The sequence below is a fragment of the Pseudomonas sp. MAFF 730105 genome (genome assembly GCF_055380705.1).
Genome location: NZ_AP018438.1, coordinates 850,742 through 866,989, shown reverse-complemented (window position 1 = coordinate 866,989; position 16,248 = coordinate 850,742). Strand labels below are relative to the sequence as shown.

Sequence of the window (16,248 nt, the reverse complement as noted above, 5' to 3'; positions counted from 1 at the left end):
GTGTAACGGCAGAAGTCGGCCAGAACGACCTCGTGAATATCTGCAGAGCCAGAGGGGGATTGGCTGAGCTTGAAATCTTCCTACTTCGATCACAAACTCCACCGCTACCCACCCAGCGTAGTGCTCGACCGAACGGAGTAGAAAATTGCTAATTCATGGAAAGTGGGATCAATTGCCTGGCGCTACCAGCACCACCTTAGGCGGGCTTAAGGCAGTAGCGCCGCCAATGCTTCCTGATGAGTACTATCAGCTACTTAGCGCTAGCAACGGTGGAGAAGGGCCTTTACCTGTCGATCCAGTGTATTTCGTTCTCGACTCCGCAGAGACTGCGTCAGACCCGAAGATGATTGCATTGTATAAGCAAATGGCGCCGGGCCTGTTCGTGTTCGGTGGCAATGGTGCTGGAGAACTCTTTGCTTTTGATCTTCGAGGTGCTTCTGCGCCATGGCCCATTGTGTACTTTGACGGGATAGACCCTGACGGATCAGTAAAATGCATTGCGGGGAGCTTTGCGGAGTTTGTCTCACTGATTGGCAAGGAAGAACGAGCTTCAGAGGATAAATTTGAAACATTGCTGGAAACGGCCATGGCTGCGCTCAAGATAAAGCAGGAGAACCTCAGTCGAGATTACTCGTTGGGCGATATGGGAAGATGGTGGCTCGATCAGGAGACCGCGACCATCCAATTCTTCGATGAACATGACCAACTGACAGTCGAGGCGCAAGTAATTAGCATTGGTTCTTTCGCACCGAAGCATTCAAGTTGGATGTGGGCCTGGACTAACCCCACGGTGCCTGCCGAACTTCGTCAGAAAGCCCTCCCCCTCAAGGACTTACAAGCTATCACCGGAGTCGACCTCTTTGCCTTCGACCAGGCATTCACCCTTGAGGGCGAGGCCATGGCTTGGGAGCTAGCTGCATTCGCGGTTCATCACTTAAATGCGCTGGGTTGCTATCGAGCGCCATCCCCGCCAGATGGGCCAACGATTTTTCTCGCCATAACCAACCTAACCCGCGTGTTGCATTGATCGACTCTAAGGCCGACGGGAAAAAATTGAGCCGTTCTACAGCGTTTGGTTAGTGGTTTGCGTAACGGCGGCCTACTTGCTCAGAATGTATTATTCAAGTGCCGTGAGGCAGGCCTTAGACTGCAGATACATGAAACTAGGTTTTCTCCAACTCAACAAAAAAAAGGCCTCCATGAACGTCTTGTTCATGCCTAAAACCCAGTAAACACGAGGAATTAGGGCTACCCAAGGTTGATCTTGGGAATACTAAAAAAGTGTCATGGCGTACTTCTCATATACGCTCAAACCAGCCACCTCTCCAACCGGCATCTCAAGGCGATCAAACCGAGAGACAAAGATTACGTCCTCGCCGATGGTGACGGCCGTCGGCTCCGTGTCAGAGTCAATTGCTCGATGCTGCTCTTTTCACCCCCGCATCCCCCTAACCAACTCACCAATCAAAAAATCCCTAAACGCAGAAACCGCCGTAGGTAAATTCCGTCCAGCCATGCTCTGCAGTTCAATACGCCGTGCCTGCATGCCCTCATCAAGGATCGGCAAGCATCGCAACTGCTTGTCCGCTACTTGTTTCTGCAACGTCATCTCGCTGGCCAGGCTGATCACGCCTTCTTCGCGGACGAAGCTATAGAGCGCGGCAACGTAGTTAGTGGTCAGGACCGGGTCGAACAACAACCCCTGTACACCGCAACAGATGTCGAACAGTTGCCGTATCGTGGTATCGGCCTTTGGTAACGCTATGGGCCAGGGTTGCAGTTCGGCGAGGCTGACCGCTTCGCGTCCGGCCAGGGGATGTGAGTTGGAGACCACGGCAAAAATGGCCCCGCTGAGGAAATGCTCGACTTTGACTTCCTTTTGCGGCGACAGGCTGAAGGTCATCGCCAGGTCGGCTTCCCCGGAGCGAACCTTCTCGGTTGCCTCGGCAGGCGCGCAGACCTCCAGCGTGAAATGAATGCCCTGATACTCACGTCTGAACGCGCTGATGCTCCTGGGCATGTATTCCAGTGCGAAACCTTCCGAGCAGGCGACATGCACGTGTCCCCGTTGCAGGCCATGCAGCTCGGTAATTTCCAGCACCACCTGCTCGGCCTCAAGTTGCGACTTGCGCGCATAGGCCGCCAATCGCACCCCCGCTTCGCTGAGCACCATGCCTCGGGCACGACGCTCGAACAGGCTGGCGTCCAGGGCCAGTTCAAGCTTGGAGATCTGTCGGCTTACCGCTGATGCTGCAACATTCAGCCGCATTGAGGCTTCGCTGATGGATCCGCATCGCGCCACTTCAAGAAAGTAGCGCAGTGCCGTGGACTGCACGCCATGCAGCTGCATAGGAGCCTCCAAGGGTTGCCTTTTCGGCAAAGGAAGTATCGCAATATTGAACTTGCGGCATTGATACCCTTTCCCTACATTCGTGTCCAGACCAAGAAAACATTGCCTGACCGCTTCATCCTCCTTTGCGCGTTTGCGATTCGCTGCCCTTTGATTCAACCACTCTCGCCAACGGAGACGACGGCATGGGCATCAAAGGTTTCGCCTGCAGTTTTGCGCTGATGGGCCTCATCAGCAGTTTTCCGGCTCATGCCGGTAAAGCCAACGACACCCTGGTTTACGCTTCCGACAGCGAGCCTGAAAACATCAGCCCCTATCACAACGATTTGCGCGAAGGGGTGATTCTCGGGCGGCTGATCTGGGACAACCTGATCTACCGCGATCCCAAAAGCGGCGACTACAAACCCATGCTGGCCACCAGCTGGAAACAGGTCGACGACACCACCATCGACTTTGAGCTGCGCAAAGGCGTCAAATTTCACAACGGCGACGCCTTCAGCGCCGACGACGTGGTGTTCACCCTCAACTACGTGGTGTCGCCCGAAGCGAAAGTCGTTACCGTGCAAAACGTCGACTGGATCAGCAGCGCTGAAAAAACCGGTGACTACAGCGTCCGCCTTCATTTGAAAAAAGCGTTTCCTGCGGCACTGGAATACCTGTCCAACGCCGTACCGATGTACCCCAAAACGTATTTCGAAAAAGTCGGCCTGGCTGAATTCAGTCGTAAGCCGATTGGCACCGGTCCCTATAAAGCGGTGTCAGTCGTGGCGGGCGAAGGCGTGACCATGGCGCTCAATAAGGACTACTTCAAGGACAGCCCACAGGGCCAACCGCACATCGCGCATCTCACGTTTCGGGTTATCCCGGACGCAGAAACCCGTCTGGCCGAGCTGATGACCGGCGGTGTCGACTGGACCTGGCGCGTCGCCCCGGACCAGGCAGTCAACCTCAAGAGCATGCCGAACCTGACCGTGACCAGCGGCGAAACCATGCGCATCGGTTTCCTGATCCTCGATGCTCGTGGCACTTCGACTGAAAACTCACCGATGAAAAACCTTAAGGTGCGTCAGGCCATCAACCACGCCATCAACCGCGAGGCACTGGCCTCGCAGCTGGTGGGCGGCGAAGCCAAACCCTTGCAGGTCGCCTGCTATCCGGGGCAATTCGGTTGCGACACCACGGCGGCCACGGTCTACAACTATGACCCGGCCAAGGCCAAGGCGCTGCTCGCTGAAGCCGGTTATCCGAATGGCTTCGAGACAGAAATCTTCGCTTACCGCGACCGTGATTACGTAGAGGCGATCATCGGCAACCTGCGCGCCGTGGGCATCAACGCCAAGCTGCGCTACCTGAAATACGCAGCCCTGCGCGATCAGCAACGTGGCGGCAAGATACCGATGTCGTTCCAGGCCTGGGGTTCGTTCTCGATTCTCGACACCTCGGCGTCGGCTGGGACCTGGTTCAAAGGCAACCCGGACGACAACATCAAGGATCCGCAGGTCCAGGGCTGGTTGCAGACCGCCGACAACGCCCTCGATCCGCAAGTGCGCAAGAACAACTACCGCAAGGCGTTGCAGCGCATCAGCGAGCAGGCCTATTGGGCGCCGCTGTTCAACTACTCGATGAACTACGCCTATACCTCCGAGCTGGCGTTCACGCCCTACCCGGATGAGCTACCGCGTTTCGTTCTGTCCAGCTGGAAGTAATCGACAGGTGCCGTGACGCGCAGTCTTAGCCGCGCTACGGCAAGCCCCCACCTATCAGCCTATGGATACGAGGAAACTTGCCATGCTTGGATTCCTTCTGCGCCGTCTGGGTATCGCATTCTGCGTTGCAATTACCGTGTCGGTGATCAGTTTTTCTCTTTTGCATCTGTCCGGCGACCTGGCCACTGCCATTGGCGGGCCGGAGGCCAGCAGCGAACAAATCGAGCAGATCCGCGTGCAGTACGGTTTGGACAAACCGCTGCCGACCCAGTACTTCAACTGGCTGGGCGATTTGCTGCAGTTGGATCTGGGCAACTCTTTTTTCTTTCAGGAGTCGGTCTACAACCTGATCGTCAATCGCCTGCCCATCACCCTCAGCCTGGGGGCGATGGCATTGGGCATTGCCCTGCTGGTGGCGATTCCGCTTGGGGTGCTGGCCGCAGTCAAACGTGACACCTGGATTGACCGCCTGGCATTGAGCATTGCCGTACTGGGGCAGGCGATGCCAAGTTTCTGGTTTGCGCTGATGTTGATCGTGGTGTTCGCGGTGACGCTCAAGTGGCTGCCGGTGTCCGGCAACTCGACCCTGCTGCACTTCGTCATGCCGGCCATTGCCTTGGGCTACTACGCGACGCCGGCAATCATGCGCCTGACCCGCGCAGGCATGCTGGATGTGCTCAGTTCCGATTACATCCGCACCGCCCGCGCCAAGGGTCTGCGCCCTGCCCGCGTGTTGTTCAAGCATGCACTGCGCAACGCCTTGATTCCGGTCGTCGCGCTGGCGGCGGTGGAGTTCGGCTTCATGCTCGGCGGTTCGGTGGTGATCGAAACCGTGTTCTCCCTGCAAGGCATCGGACAGCTCGCCTGGGACGCCATCGCCCGGGACGACTTTCCGGTGGTACAGGCCGTGGTCCTGCTGATCGCGGTGATCTACATCATCCTCACCTTGCTGGCCGATGTGCTCAACGCACTGCTCGACCCGCGCATTCGCGTGCGCTAGGAGGCTTACATGAGCACCCCCACTACCCTCGCGATCAATGACTACCTGCCACCACCGAGCAGCCTGAGCCGAGTCCTTGGCAAGAGCTTTCGTCATCGTGGTTTCGCCATCGGCGCGGTGTTGTTGCTGATCATCTTCGCCGGTGCACTGTTCGCCCCGTGGCTGGCACCTTACGACCCTTATGCACAAGACGTGATGCTGCGCATGAAGCCGCCGGTATGGATGGCCCAGGGCACCTGGGAACACGTCCTCGGCACCGACAAGCTGGGCCGCGATTACCTGTCGCGACTGCTCTATGGCGCACGTATTTCGCTGTTCATCGGTATTTCCGCAGCGCTGATTTCCGGTTTCATCGGCACAGTGATGGGCCTGCTGGCCGGTTACTACGGCGGCAAGGTCGATGCACTCATCAGTTACTTGATCACAACCCGGTTGGCAATGCCGGTGGTGATGGTCGCGCTGGCCTCAGCCTCGCTGATGGGCGGCTCACTGAAAGTGGTCATCGTACTGCTCGGCTGCCTGTTATGGGATCGCTTCGCGGTGGTGGTCAGGGCCTCGGTGCAACAGATTCGCGATGCCGAATACATCGCTTCGGCCCAAGCCCTGGGCTGCTCGACGCTGCGCATTCTGGCCAGTGAAATCCTGCCCAACCTGATCGGCGCATTGATCGTGGTCGCCACTCTGGAAATGGCCCACGCGATCCTGCTGGAGTCGGCGCTGTCGTTCCTCGGGGTTGGCGTGCAACCGCCGACACCATCCTGGGGCTTGATGATCGCCGAAGGCAAACCCTACATGTTCTTTTCCCCATGGGTCATCGCCATTCCCGGCGTCGCCCTGATGGTTCTGGTACTGGGCATCAACCTGGTCGGCGACGGCCTGCGCGATCTGATCCTGTCCGACGGCCGTAATTGAAAGGAGTACCGGACATGGCACTACTCCATGTTGAAAACCTGCGCGTGGACATTCCCATGGGCAACAGTCCGACGCCGGATGACATGCTGCATGCCGTGCGCGGTCTGGACTTTGAAGTCGAGCGCGGTGAAATGTTGTGCATCGTCGGCGAATCCGGCTGCGGTAAATCCCTGACCTCGTTGGCGCTGATGGACCTGTTGCCACGCAAGGCTAAACGCACCGCATCCCGGCTGACCCTGGACGGCATCGACATACTCGGCCAGAGCGAGCGGTGCATGTGCGACCTGCGCGGCAACCGTCTGGCCATGATCTTCCAGGAACCGATGACCTCGTTGAACCCGGCCTACAGCATTGGCGATCAGCTCAGCGAAGTGCTGACTCAGCATCGCAAAGTGTCACGCAAGGATGCCCTGGTTCGCGCCGCGCAAATGCTGGAGAAAGTCGGCATCAGCAATGCGGCCGAGCGCTTGCGTCAGTATCCACATCAACTGTCTGGCGGGTTGCGTCAGAGGGTGATCATTGCCATGGCGTTGATGTGCGAACCGGACCTGATCATCGCCGATGAGCCAACCACGGCACTGGACGTGACCATTCAAGCGCAGATATTGCGCTTGATCCGCGACATTCAGAAAGAACTCGGCCTGGCGGTGATCTTCATCACCCACGACCTTGGGCTGGTGGCACGGATCGCCGATCGGGTCGCCGTGATGTACGCCGGGGAAATCGTCGAAACCGCCCCGGCCTTGCAACTGTTCGAGAACCCGCAGCATCCATACACCCGCGGTCTGCTGGCCAGTATTCCAATCCCTGGCCGGACCAAGCCGGGTGAAGCGCTGGGCTCGATTCCAGGCCTGGTGCCAAGCCTGGTGGGCGAACAGCACGGTTGTGCGTTCCGCAATCGCTGCGGCCAGGCGATACCTGCCTGCGCACAACACATCCCCGAAGTCGAGCAGGACGGACACATGGCGCGCTGCCTTTTCGCCGCACCCGCCCCGGCACCGATCCGCCTTCAGGAGAGTGTGAGGTCATGAAAAAAGACATCGCTTTGGAGCTGTGCGACATCCGTCGCGAGTTCCGGATCAACAAGGGCTTTTTCAAACCCGCCGCCACCCTGAAGGCTGTCGACGGCGTGTCCCTGCGTCTGATGCGTGGCGAGACCCTCGGTCTGGTAGGCGAGTCCGGTTGTGGAAAAAGTACCCTGGCCAAGATGCTGCTCGGTCTGTTGCCGCCGACCAGCGGCGATGTGCTGGTCAATGGCAGACATCTGGCGGCGACTGATCGCAAGGAAATGTCCCGGCACATCCAGCCGATATTCCAGGACCCGTATTCGTCGCTGAATCCACGCAAGACACTGCGCGAAATCGTTACCCTGCCGCTGATCGTGCACGGCATCGGCACCGCCGCCGAGCGGCGCAAGCGGACCGAAGAGATGCTTGAGGTGGTCGGCCTGCCCAAGCGAGTCATCGACAGCTATCCGAGCCAACTGTCCGGCGGCCAGCGGCAACGGGTGGCGATTGCCCGGGCGTTGATCATGCGCCCTGACGTGTTGATCTGCGACGAACCCACCTCCGCGCTGGACGTTTCGGTGCAGGCGCAGATTCTCAACCTGTTGCAAGACCTCAAGCGCGAGCTCGGCCTGACCTATCTATTGATCAGCCATAACCTGGCGGTCATCGAACACCTCGCCGACAGGGTCGCGGTGATGTACCTGGGGCGCATCGTCGAAGAACGCACCCGCGAATCGTTGTTCGCTCACCCCGACCATCCTTATACCCGCGCCTTGCTGGATTCGGTGCTCACGCCCGATCCGCGCCTGGGCATTCCCGATATCGGCCTGCACGGGACGTTTCCCAATCCGATGTCACCGCCGTCCGGCTGCGCGTTCCATCCCCGCTGCCCGAGCTGCTTCGCACCGTGCAAGACGGCCTACCCGGCCAATGATTCGATTATCGGGGGCAACGTGCGTTGCCACCTTCACGACCATCCTGCCCAAACATCGGAGCTTGCCCACTCATGAGTCGTTCATTGGCAATCAGCAACACCACGGAGCAATTCGACAACGGCGCATTTTTCAACCTGCTCGAACGTAGCGTCGCCTTGCACACCGAAAGCCAGGCAACGGACAGCCGGCCTGAGTTGTACCGCTATCTCAGTGACTTCATCACCCCGCATGTCGAGGCGATGGGCTTCAGCGTCAAGATCTACGACAACCCGGTGGCAGAGCGCGGGCCCTTCCTGATCGCCACACGCATTGAGCATCCGGAGCTGCCGACCGTTCTCAGTTACGGCCACGGTGATGTGGTGCGTGGCTATGAAGCGCAATGGCGTGAAGGTCTGTCGCCGTGGCAGGTCACGGTCGAAGGCGATCGCTGGTACGGGCGTGGCACGGCCGATAACAAAGGCCAGCACCTGATCAACCTGACCGCGCTGGAGCAAACACTCAAGGCTCGCGACGGCAAACTGGGTTTCAACGTCAAACTGCTGCTGGAAATGGGCGAAGAAGAAGGCTCGCCGGGCTTGAATGCATTCTGTGCAGCGCACAGTGAAGAACTCGCGGCGGATATTTTCATCGCCTCGGACGGCCCGCGCCTGGCGGCATCACGACCGACGATTTTTCTCGGCTCACGCGGGGTGTTCAACTTCGAGCTGGCGGTCCATTTACGCGAAGGTGCGCATCACTCAGGCAACTGGGGCGGGCTGCTGGCCAACCCCGGCATCATTCTGGCCAATGCGATCGCGAGCATGGTCGATGAACACGGTCGGGTGAAAGTGGCGGGGCTGATGCCCGAGACACTGCCGGAGCCGGTTCGGCAGGCACTGGCCGATATTGACGTTGGTGGCGGACCGGGCGATCCGGAAATCGACGCCAACTGGGGTCATCCGGAGCTCTCGCTGAGCGAAAAGGTGTTCGGCTGGAACACCCTCGACGTCATCGCCTTCAAGACCGGCAACCCGGACGCCCCTGTGCATGCGATCCCTGGCAAGGCCAACGCCCACTGCCATATCCGCTTCGTGGTGAACAGCGACTACACAACCTTTATTCCGGCGGTTCGCACCCACCTGGATGCCCATGGTTTCAGCAATGTAGAGGTCAGGCAAAGCCGTATCGATGTGATGCATGCCACTCGGCTGGACCCGCAAAGCCCATGGGTCGATTGGGCGCTCAGTTCCTTGGCACAGACCACCGGCAAAAAACCTGCGCTGCTGCCAAACCTCGGTGGCTCGCTGCCCAACGATGTGTTCGCGGACGTGCTCGGCCTGCCAACATTGTGGGTGCCGCACTCGTACCCGGCATGCTCACAACATGCGCCGAACGAACACCTGCTGGCACCAGTGGTCAAGGAAAGCCTGCAGATCATGGCCGGGCTGTTCTGGGACCTGGGCAACGACGCGGCACGCCTGACTCAGGAACATCTGGCACGGGAGCAGGCGCAATGAGCGCCTCTCCACAACAGGCGCTGGACTGGCTAGCTGATCAGCGCCAAGCCATGGAAGCGCTGCTACAGCGTATCGTCGACACCGACTCCAACAGCTATGACAAAGCGGGCGTCGACGCGGTGGGCGCACTGCTCGCTGCTGAGCTGGAAGCCGACGGCATCCTGCTCAAGCGCATGCCGGTCGATGGTTTTGGCGACGTGATACTCGCCGAGGTGCCAGGCGAATCTGGCAAACCGGTGCTGTTACTGGGCCATCGAGACACGGTATTCCCCAAAGGCACCACCACGACGCGCGGCTACAGCCGCGACGCCAACCTCGCCTATGGCCCCGGCGTCGCCGACATGAAAGGCGGCCTGGTGCTCAATTGCTTCGCCCTCATGGCACTCAAGCGCGCCGGTCAGTTGCCCTATCCGGTGCAGGTTCTGTACACCGGTGACGAAGAAATCGGCTCCGGCAGCGCCAGGCCCCATATTGAACGCGCAGCCCGTGCCGCTCGCGCCGTGCTCAATACCGAACCCGGCCGGGCGAGCGGTAACGTGGTCAGCGCACGCAAAGGCGGTGCCACGCTGATCATCGAAGTCAGCGGCCGCGCGGCGCACGCTGGGGTCAACCACGCCGACGGAGCCAGCGCCATCGAGGCCCTGGCGCGCAAGATCGTCAAGCTCCATGCCTTGACCGACTACTCGGCAGGTATCACCACCAACGTTGGCCTGATATCCGGTGGCACGTCCAGCAACACCGTTGCGCCTAGCGCCTCCGCTCGGCTGGACGTGCGCTTCATCGAACTCAAGCACTGGGATCAGATCCTGACCGCCATCCTGGCCATCGTCGCAGAGGAAGAACTGATCGGTACCAGCGCTATCCTCAAGGAAGCGACGACCTTTCTACCGATGGAAGCCCATCACAGCGAGCGGCTGCTGAACATCTACCAACAAAAGGCGCTGGCGCTGGGTTTCAGCGTCGAAGGCGAGTTCACCGGCGGTTGCGCCGACTCGGGATTCACCGCCAGCCTGGGCATTCCAACCCTGTGTGGCCTCGGGCCGGTGGGTGGCAAGGTCCACACCGATCGCGAATACCTGGAACTGGACACGCTGGTGCCTCGCGCCCAAGCCTTGGTGGCGACTATTCTGGCGGTTGGCGAGAGCTGTTGAGATAACGGGGCGTCGAGATCAAAGTCCAAAGCAAGAACAAGAGCAGGACACACGTCCAGCCTCTATGTAGCTGAACCACCGCTATCGCGAGCAGGCTCGCTCCCACATGGGCTCGCGGGTGTTCACAGCATCTGCACACGACACAAAAAACTGTGGGAGCGAGCCTGCTCGCGATGAGGCCAGCAAGCCCAACATCCATGTGACTCAACCACCGCTATCGCGAGCAGGCTCGCGCCCACATGAACTCGCGGGTGTTCACAGCATCTGCACACGACACAAAAAACTGTGGGAGCGAGCCTGCTCGCGATGAGGCCAGCAAGCCCAACATCCATGTGACTCAACCACCGCTATCGCGAGCAGGCTCGCTCCCACATGGACTCACGGGTGTTCACAGCATCTGCACACGACACAAAAAACTGTGGGAGCGAGCCTGCTCGCGATGAGGCCAGCAAGCCCAACATCCATGTGACTCAACCACCGCTATCGCGAGCAGGCTCGCTCCCACATGGAATCGCGGGTGTTCACAGCATCTGCACACGACACAAAAAACTGTGGGAGCGAGCCTGCTCGCGATGAGGCCAGCAAGCCCAACATCCATGTGACTCAACCACCGCTATCGCGAGCAGGCTGAACTGGCCTAATGATTTTGGACACTTCAATCGGGCGCTATGATGGCGCCCAAATCTGAGGTGTTTGGCTATGCGTAAATCTTATTCCAGTGAGTTCAAGCTCAAGGCTGCCAGCATGGTGCTGGACGAAGGCCAGTCAGTTCCTGAGGTCTGTGCCAGTCTGGATATTGGCCCTACTGCCTTGCGCCGTTGGGTCGACCAGGTTCGCAAAGAGCGCTTGGGGTCGACCCCGGAAGGGGCCAAGGCGATTACCGCCGATCAGCGAGAGATCCAGCAGCTCAAAGCGCTGCTCAGGCAAAAAGACCTGGACATTGAAATCCTAAAAAAGGCCAGTGCTCTCCTGCTTTTGGACTCCAAAGATCATTCTCGTTGATCAACGAGCTGGACGAGCAGTACGGCGTTAACAATTGCTGCCGGGCGTTTGGAGTCAACCGCAGCAGCTTTTACGCCTGGCGTCAGCGCCAAGGCAAGGTGAAGCCTGAGCGGGAGAAACTGAAAGCCGTGCTGATCGAACATCACAAGGAATCCAGAGCGTCCGCAGGGTCTCGTACTCTTTCCAAGGAGCTGCAAGCCAAGGGGCATCGCGTTGGGCGCCATATGGCTCGCAGTTTGATGCGCGAAGCCGGTGTTGCCAGTCATCAGCGGCGTCGGCACAAGTACAAGTCTTGCGGCGTGGAAGCGCTGGTGGCGCCGCATGTGCTCAAACGCAAGTTTGATGTCACTGCGATCAACCAAGTGTGGTGCGGCGATGTCACGTACATCAAGGTCGGCAGACGCTGGATGTATTTCGCAGCGGTTTTGGATCTATTTGCTCGTCGGATCGTGGGATGGTCATTTTCAATGATTTCCGACGCCGCTCTGACCTGCGAAGCGTTGCGGATGGCGGTTCAATTGCGAGGGCGCCCAAAAGAGGTGTTGTTTCATTCTGATCAAGGTTGCCAATACACCAGCCACAAATTCAGGAATGAGGTGCGCAAACAAGGGCTTCTGCAAAGCATGAGTCGCAAAGGTGAGTGCTGGGACAATGCCCCGATGGAGCGTTTCTTTGGCAGCCTGAAGTCAGAGTGGGTGCCCGAAGCGGGCTACAGTTCGGAGCATGAAGCCCGCGTGGATGTGCAACGCTATGTGATGCGATACAACAACGTCAGGCTCCATAGCTACAACGATTACCGGTCGCCGGTAGCTATGGAGAAACTGGCGGCGTGAAACCTTAACTGGTGTCCAGAATTACTTGACCAGTTCAGGCTCGCTCCCACATGGACTCACGGGTGTTCACAGCATCTGCACACGACACAAAAACCTGTGGGAGCGAGCCTGCTCGCGATGAGGCCAGTAAGCCCAACATCCATGTGACTCAACCATCGCTATCGCGAGCAGGCTCGCTCCCACATGGACTCGCGGGTGTTCACAGCATCTGCACACGACACAAAAAACTGTGGGAGCGAGCTTGCTCGCGATGAGGCGAGCAAGCCCAACATTCATGTGACTCAACCACCGCTATCGCGAGCAAGCTCGCTCCCACATGGACTCGCGGGTGTTCACAGCATCTGCACACGACACAAAAAACTGTGGGAGCGAGCTTGCTCGCGATGAGGCCAGCAAGCCCAACATCCATGTGACTCAACCACCGCTATCGCGAGCAGGCTCGCGCCCACATGGACTCGCGGGTGTTCACAGCATCTGCACACGACACAAAAACCTGTGGGAGCGAGCCTGCTCGCGATGAGGCCAGCAAGCCCAACATCCATGTGACTCAACCACCGCTATCGCGAGCAAGCTCGCTCCCACATGGACTCGCGGGTGTTCACAGCATCTGCACACGACACAAAAACCTGTGGGAGCGAGCTTGCTCGCGATGAGGCCAGCAAGCCCAACATCCATGTGACTCAACTACCGCTATCGCGAGCAGGCTCGCGCCCACAGGATGAAGCTGGTTTCAAGCGTCCCATGGGGCCACGGCGTCAACGTCAATGGCGTAGCGTTCAATGGCCTGGGCACAGACACTGGCGTCCAGCCGCCCCTCGTGTACCAGTGAGGTCAGCGCACTCAAGACAATCTGGTGGCGGTCCACTTCGAAGAACCTGCGCAACTGGTGGCGGGTATCGCTGCGGCCAAACCCGTCGGTGCCGAGCACGGTGTAACGGGCATCGAGATAACTGGCGATCAACTGGGGCAAGGCACGCACGTAATCGGTACAGGCAATGATCGGTGCCGAGTCGTCGAGGCATTCTTGAACATGACTGCATTTGGCCGGTTGTCCGGGATGCAGGCGATTCCAGCGCTCCACTTCCCGTGCATCCCGGGCCAGCTCGGTGAAGCTGGTGACGCTCCAGACCTGGCTGTCGATGCTCCAATCGTCGGCCAGCAACTCGGCGGCGGCAATGACTTCGCGCAGGACAGTGCCGGAGCCCAGCAACTGCACGGTGCCGCGCGCATTCGTCATTTCATGCCGGGCAAATGCATACATGCCCTTGATGATCGCCTGCTCGACACCCTCGGGAAGGTTGGGCTGCGGGTAGTTCTCGTTCATCAAGGTGACGTAGTAAAACTCGTCGACCTGGCGCTCCAGCATCTGGCGCATGCCGTGATCCAGAATCACCGCAAACTCACCGGCGAACGCGGGATCGTAGGCACGACAGTTGGGCACCATCGACGCCATCACGTGACTGTTGCCGTCCTGGTGCTGCAAGCCTTCGCCGCCCAGGGTCGTGCGCCCCGCCGTCGCGCCGAGCAGGAACCCGCGAGCCCGCTGATCCGCCGCGGCCCAGATCAGGTCGCCGATGCGCTGGAAGCCGAACATCGAGTAATAGATGTAGAACGGCAACATCGGCAGGCCATGCACCGAGTAGCTGGTCGCGGCAGCCACCCAGGAACTGATGGCGCCGGCCTCGCTGATGCCCTCTTCGAGAATCTGCCCGTCCAGGGCTTCTCGATAACTCAGGATCGAACCGATGTCCTCCGGCTCATAACGCTGCCCCACGCTGGAGTAGATGCCGATCTGCTTGAACAGGCTGGCCATGCCGAAGGTACGCGCTTCATCCGCCACGATCGGTACGATTCGCGGCCCCAGTCGCTTGTCCCGCAGCAAACCGCTGAGCATGCGCACAAAGGCCATGGTGGTGGACATTTCCTTGCCTTCGGCGGCGATGGCAAACCCGGCGTAGCTGGCTACATCGGGCACGGCCAATGACTCGCAAGTCGAAGACCGCGTAGGCAGGTAACCGCCCAACGCACGGCGGCGTTCATGCAGGTAGCGCATTTCTGCACTGTCGTCGCCCGGCTTGAAGAAGCTCAGCGAGATGGCCTGTTCATCGGTCAACGGCAGGTTGAAACGGTTGCGGAATGCGATCAACGCCTCATTATCGAGTTTCTTCTGCTGATGCACGGTCATCTTGCCCTGCCCGGCGTCGCCCATGCCGAAGCCCTTCTTGGTCTGGGCCAGGATGACCGTAGGCTTCTTGCCTTCGAGCATTGCGCTTTGATACGCGGCAAAGATTTTCACCAGGTCATGACCACCGCGCTTGAGGCGGTCGATCTGCTCGTCGGTCAGGCCTTGGGCCAGATGCGCCAGGGCTTCGTCCTGGCCGAAGAAATGCTCGCGGTTGAAGCGCCCATCCTTGGCCGCGAACGTCTGGAACTGGCCATCGACCGTAGCCGACAATGCCCGCACCAGCGCGCCCTCTTTATCCCGGGCAAACAATCCGTCCCAGTCGGAGCCCCAGACCAGTTTGATGACGTTCCAGCCGGCCCCGCCGAACAGCGACTCCAGCTCATCGATGATGCGACCATTGCCACGCACCGGACCGTCCAGGCGCTGAAGGTTGCAGTTGACCACCCACACCAGATTATCCAGCCCTTCACGCGCCGCCAGGGTCAGTGCCGACATGCTTTCCGGCTCATCCATTTCACCGTCGCCAAACACCCCCCAGACGGTTCGCCCCGAAGTGTTTTGCAAGCCGCGATGCTCCAGATAACGCATGAACCGCGCCTGGTAGATCGAGCTTATGGGACCGATGCCCATCGAGCCGGTCGGAAATTGCCAGAAGTCCGGCATCAACCACGGATGCGGGTAACTCGACAAACCCCGAGCGCCATTGGCACGTGCGCTGATCTCTTGCCGATAATGTCGTAGATCCTGTTCCTCCAGGCGCCCTTCCAGAAAGGCCCGCGCATAAACGCCCGGTGCCGAGTGTGGCTGGTAAAACACCAGATCACCGCCATGAGTGTCGGTGCGTGCCTTGAAAAAATGGTTGAAACCCACTTCAAACAAATCGGCGGCGCTGGCGTAACTGGCGATGTGACCACCCAGTTCCCCATAGGCCTGGTTGGCCCTGGCGACCATGACCAGCGCGTTCCAGCGCATGATCGACGCCAGTCGCTCTTCCAGCGCCAGGTCGCCTGGAAACACCGGCTGCTGCTCGACGCTGATCGTATTGATATAGGGCGTGCCGTGGCTGGGACGCCAACCGATCTCGGAAGTGCTCGCCACGGTCGCCAGCATGTCGAGGATCTGTTTTGCCCGGACCGTGCCACTGTGGGCGATGACGGACAGCAACGCCTCCTGCCATTCGGCTGTTTCCAGTGCATCTTCATCTGTCTGGCCCGGTAATTGGGTCTGGATATCGGACGGGCTCATGAGCAACTCCTGCAGGTGTCGGGTAACACTTCAAAGTGGTGCGAACGGTTCGCTCGGGCGAGGCTTTTCACCTGCTCTACCGCCGCAATGACCGAACGTTCGGCCGCCCCGTCCGATGCAATCGGGTAGATGCAGGGCTGACCGATGGAAAGGTCGTGCAATAAACGCTCATCCAGTTCACCGAGCACTACAAAACAGTAGTCCTCCGTGGCCATTCGCACTTCAGCGAGCTGGCCAGGCACCGTGTGCACAGCATCGACATGAATCAGCGCAACATTGTCAAAACAGCTGAAACCCTGATGGATCAAGTCAATATGATCGCTATCAAGCCCACACGCGATGACCACGATACGTGTGCAATTTGAAGGCTCGCGCATCCACTTCAGAGCGTGGGTACGACAGTCGGCAGCTTGGCTCATAGGCGTT

At 59.2% G+C, this 16,248-nt stretch carries 13 protein-coding genes; 10 read left to right on the top strand and 3 right to left on the bottom strand.

Annotated elements, in window-relative coordinates; translation table 11 throughout:
* Window positions 1-226: 226 nt before the first annotated feature.
* A complete protein-coding gene (locus tag PCOSP_RS03685; protein WP_464710357.1) occupies window positions 227-1,027 on the top strand; it encodes an SMI1/KNR4 family protein in 801 nt (266 codons plus the stop codon).
* A gap of 405 nt (window positions 1,028-1,432) precedes the next feature.
* On the opposite strand, the gene PCOSP_RS03680 is transcribed toward PCOSP_RS03685, so the two are convergent.
* Window positions 1,433-2,350 (bottom strand): LysR substrate-binding domain-containing protein, encoded by a 918-nt coding sequence (locus PCOSP_RS03680; protein WP_464711864.1) that lies wholly within the window; start codon window positions 2,348-2,350, stop codon window positions 1,433-1,435.
* A gap of 185 nt (window positions 2,351-2,535) precedes the next feature.
* Between PCOSP_RS03680 and PCOSP_RS03675 the strand changes: the two genes are divergently transcribed.
* From PCOSP_RS03675 to PCOSP_RS03635, 9 genes are all read left to right on the top strand, one after another.
* On the top strand, window positions 2,536-4,056 hold the full coding sequence (locus PCOSP_RS03675) for an ABC transporter substrate-binding protein (RefSeq protein WP_464710355.1): 1,521 nt from the start codon (window positions 2,536-2,538) through the stop codon (window positions 4,054-4,056).
* 82 nt (window positions 4,057-4,138) lie between these two features.
* On the top strand, window positions 4,139-5,056 hold the full coding sequence (locus PCOSP_RS03670; RefSeq protein WP_464710354.1) for an ABC transporter permease: 918 nt from the start codon (window positions 4,139-4,141) through the stop codon (window positions 5,054-5,056).
* A gap of 9 nt (window positions 5,057-5,065) precedes the next feature.
* The gene (locus tag PCOSP_RS03665) at window positions 5,066-5,968 is read left to right on the top strand and encodes an ABC transporter permease (RefSeq protein WP_464710352.1); all 903 of its coding nucleotides are present in this window, start codon (window positions 5,066-5,068) and stop codon (window positions 5,966-5,968) included.
* 14 nt (window positions 5,969-5,982) lie between these two features.
* Window positions 5,983-6,999 carry an ABC transporter ATP-binding protein gene (locus PCOSP_RS03660; protein WP_464710351.1) on the top strand — a complete coding sequence of 339 codons (1,017 nt, stop codon included), beginning with the start codon at window positions 5,983-5,985 and terminating at the stop codon, window positions 6,997-6,999.
* Window positions 6,996-7,985 carry an ABC transporter ATP-binding protein gene (locus tag PCOSP_RS03655; RefSeq protein WP_464710350.1) on the top strand — a complete coding sequence of 330 codons (990 nt, stop codon included), beginning with the start codon at window positions 6,996-6,998 and terminating at the stop codon, window positions 7,983-7,985. The genes PCOSP_RS03660 and PCOSP_RS03655 overlap by 4 nt, the downstream gene beginning before the upstream one ends.
* A complete protein-coding gene (locus tag PCOSP_RS03650; protein ID WP_464710349.1) occupies window positions 7,982-9,406 on the top strand; it encodes a M20 family metallopeptidase in 1,425 nt (474 codons plus the stop codon). The genes PCOSP_RS03655 and PCOSP_RS03650 overlap by 4 nt, the downstream gene beginning before the upstream one ends.
* Window positions 9,403-10,557, top strand: coding sequence for a M20 family metallopeptidase (locus PCOSP_RS03645; RefSeq protein WP_464710348.1), 1,155 nt, complete (start codon window positions 9,403-9,405; stop codon window positions 10,555-10,557). The genes PCOSP_RS03650 and PCOSP_RS03645 overlap by 4 nt, the downstream gene beginning before the upstream one ends.
* A 699-nt stretch (window positions 10,558-11,256) precedes the next feature.
* On the top strand, window positions 11,257-11,559 hold the full coding sequence (locus PCOSP_RS03640) for an IS3 family transposase (protein WP_047230570.1): 303 nt from the start codon (window positions 11,257-11,259) through the stop codon (window positions 11,557-11,559).
* On the top strand, window positions 11,556-12,392 hold the full coding sequence (locus tag PCOSP_RS03635; protein ID WP_254705043.1) for an IS3 family transposase: 837 nt from the start codon (window positions 11,556-11,558) through the stop codon (window positions 12,390-12,392). The genes PCOSP_RS03640 and PCOSP_RS03635 overlap by 4 nt, the downstream gene beginning before the upstream one ends.
* Window positions 12,393-13,122: 730 nt before the next feature.
* Here the strand turns inward: PCOSP_RS03635 and mdeB are convergent.
* Both mdeB and PCOSP_RS03625 read right to left on the bottom strand, forming a co-directional pair.
* On the bottom strand, window positions 13,123-15,822 hold the full coding sequence (gene mdeB / locus PCOSP_RS03630; protein WP_464710347.1) for an alpha-ketoglutarate dehydrogenase: 2,700 nt from the start codon (window positions 15,820-15,822) through the stop codon (window positions 13,123-13,125).
* Window positions 15,819-16,241: a hypothetical protein gene (locus tag PCOSP_RS03625; RefSeq protein WP_139648128.1), complete on the bottom strand. Its 423-nt coding sequence runs from the start codon at window positions 16,239-16,241 to the stop codon at window positions 15,819-15,821. Before PCOSP_RS03625 ends, mdeB begins: the two co-directional genes overlap by 4 nt.
* Window positions 16,242-16,248 lie beyond the last annotated feature (7 nt).